Raw genomic sequence first — 2,036 nt, 5'->3', positions numbered from 1 at the left:
CGCGCAGTCCGCACGGCGCGGTTCACGCGTCGGCCTTCTGCAGCGTCGCCCACAGGCCGTAGCCGTGCATCGCCTCCACGTGCCGCTCCATCTCCTCGCGGTTGCCGGTCGCGACCACCGCACGACCCTCCGTGTGCACCTGCAGCATCAGCCGCTCAGCCTCGGGGCGCCCGAAACCGAAGTAGCTGCGGAAGACGTACGAGACGTACGACATGAGGTTCACCGGGTCGTCCCAGACGAGCACGATCCACGGGACGTCGGCGGCGGAGCGGGTCCGCAGCCGCTCGTCGGGGCGCTCGATGGTCTCAGGCACGTGTCCAGCCTAGGTCGGTGCCGGGCCGCGGGGCGCGGCCGCCGCCTCCGCGCTACCCGCCGCCGACTCCGCAGGAATTGCCGCCGACTCTCCAGAAGTTGCGGGAAGCGCGGGCGGTCACCGCAACTTCTGGAGGAGCGCGGGGAGGAAGAGGCCAGAACGAAGCGACTCCGGAGACGGCGCAACGGCATTCGAGTCCGCAGAAGTCGTCGTACTCGGGCTCGAGTACGACAACTTTCGCGGAGTGGAGCCGGCCGAGCCGCCGACTCTCCAGAAGTTGCGGGAAGCGCGGGCGGTCACCGCAACTTCTGGAGGAGGGAGGCGCGGGCGCGGCGTCAGGACGACAGGCGCGGCAGGACCTCGCGGGCGAACAGGTCGAGGTGCTCGAGGTCGTGCAGGTCCATGATCTGCAGGTACACGCGCTCGACGCCCGACTCGCGCAGCGACTCCAGGCGGTCCACCGCCTCCTGCACGCCGCCCGCGATGCCGTGCTCGCGCAGCTCGGCCGGCTCGCGCCCGACGGCAGCGGCCCGGCGCGCGAACTCCGCCTCGGACGATCCCGCGACCGCGATCAGCGCGACGGAGTGCACCAGCGACGACGGCTCGCGCCCGATGGCGCGGCACGCCGCGTCGACGCGGTCGAAGGAGCCGCGGATCGAGTCGAACTCGGGGAACGGCAGGTTGAACTCGCTGGCGAAGCGGGCCGCGAGGCGCGGGGTGCGCTTGGGGCCTCCTCCACCCACGATCACCGGGACCGGCAGCCGTGCGGGCTTGGGCAGCGCCGGCGAGTCGGTGAGCGTGTAGTGCTCGCCCGCGAACGAGTAGCGCTCGCCGACCGGGGTCGACCAGAGGCCGGTGACGATCTCGAGCTGCTCCTCGAGCAGGTCGAAGCGGCGGGGCGGGAAGGGGATGCCGTACGCGGCGTGCTCCTTCTCGAACCAGCCGGTGCCGAGCCCGAGCTCGACGCGTCCGCCCGACATGGCGTCGACCTGGGCGACCTGGATCGCGAGGATGCCCGGCGGGCGGTAGGTGACGGAGGAGACCAGCGTGCCGAGCGCGATCCGCTCGGTCTCGCGGGCGAGGCCGGCGAGCGAGGTCCAGGCGTCGGAGGGTCCGGGGCCGGGATCGCCCTCGCCCATGCGGAGGTAGTGGTCGGAGCGGAAGAAGCCGTCGAAGCCGAGGGCCTCGGTCGCCTGGGCGACGGCGAGGAGGTCCTCGTAGCTCGCGCCCTCCTGGGGTTCGGTGAAGACTCTGAACTGCATTGCTCCAGCCTTGCGCACGTCCGCGGCCCAATGGGGCGTCCGCGCACCGAGTCGCGGCCTGATGCAGTGCGCAACCGAGGTCCGGAGGGCCGCGGCGGCCCCCCCGATGCCCTTCCCCGGATCCTGACCTCGGTTGCGAGCCCCCGCCGCGCCCGATCCCGTGCCACGGTGACTCCATGTCACGACTCGACGCCGCCGCCACCGCCCACGTCGCCGCGATGCGGCACCCGCGCCACGAGCAGATCGGGCGCGTACGCGAGGCCGTGCTGTCGGCGGATCCGCGGCTCGTCGAATCGGTGAAGTGGAATGCACCGAGCTACGCGATCGGCGAGCACCTGGTCACGCTGCGCCTGCGGCCGGGCGACCGGGTCGAGGTCGTGCTGCACCGCGGAGTCGCCGCGCGCGCGGACGACGTCGCACCGGTGCTCGACGACGACCGGGTCCAGTGGCGGGCGGCGGAC

The 2,036-nt window shown here is 72.7% G+C and carries 3 protein-coding genes; 1 reads left to right on the top strand and 2 read right to left on the bottom strand.

The genetic code is table 11. From position 1 onward, the window contains the following. Window positions 1-22: 22 nt before the first annotated feature. Both clpS and IOC53_RS18600 read right to left on the bottom strand, forming a co-directional pair. Window positions 23-280, bottom strand: a complete 258-nt coding sequence (clpS, locus tag IOC53_RS18605) for an ATP-dependent Clp protease adapter ClpS (protein WP_242683552.1) — start codon at window positions 278-280, stop codon at window positions 23-25. A gap of 368 nt (window positions 281-648) precedes the next feature. Then, window positions 649-1,575 (bottom strand): LLM class F420-dependent oxidoreductase, encoded by a 927-nt coding sequence (locus tag IOC53_RS18600; RefSeq protein WP_207408098.1) that lies wholly within the window; start codon window positions 1,573-1,575, stop codon window positions 649-651. A gap of 176 nt (window positions 1,576-1,751) precedes the next feature. On the opposite strand from IOC53_RS18600, the gene IOC53_RS18595 reads away from it, so the two are divergent. Then, window positions 1,752-2,036 (top strand): DUF1801 domain-containing protein (locus IOC53_RS18595; RefSeq protein ID WP_207408096.1); only part of this gene is annotated, 285 nt, incomplete at its 3' end.

Origin of the sequence: Rathayibacter sp. SD072 (assembly GCF_017355185.1) — a bacterium.
Classification (GTDB): Bacteria; Actinomycetota; Actinomycetes; order Actinomycetales; family Microbacteriaceae; genus Rathayibacter.
This window is presented reverse-complemented; position numbering and strand designations above follow the sequence as displayed.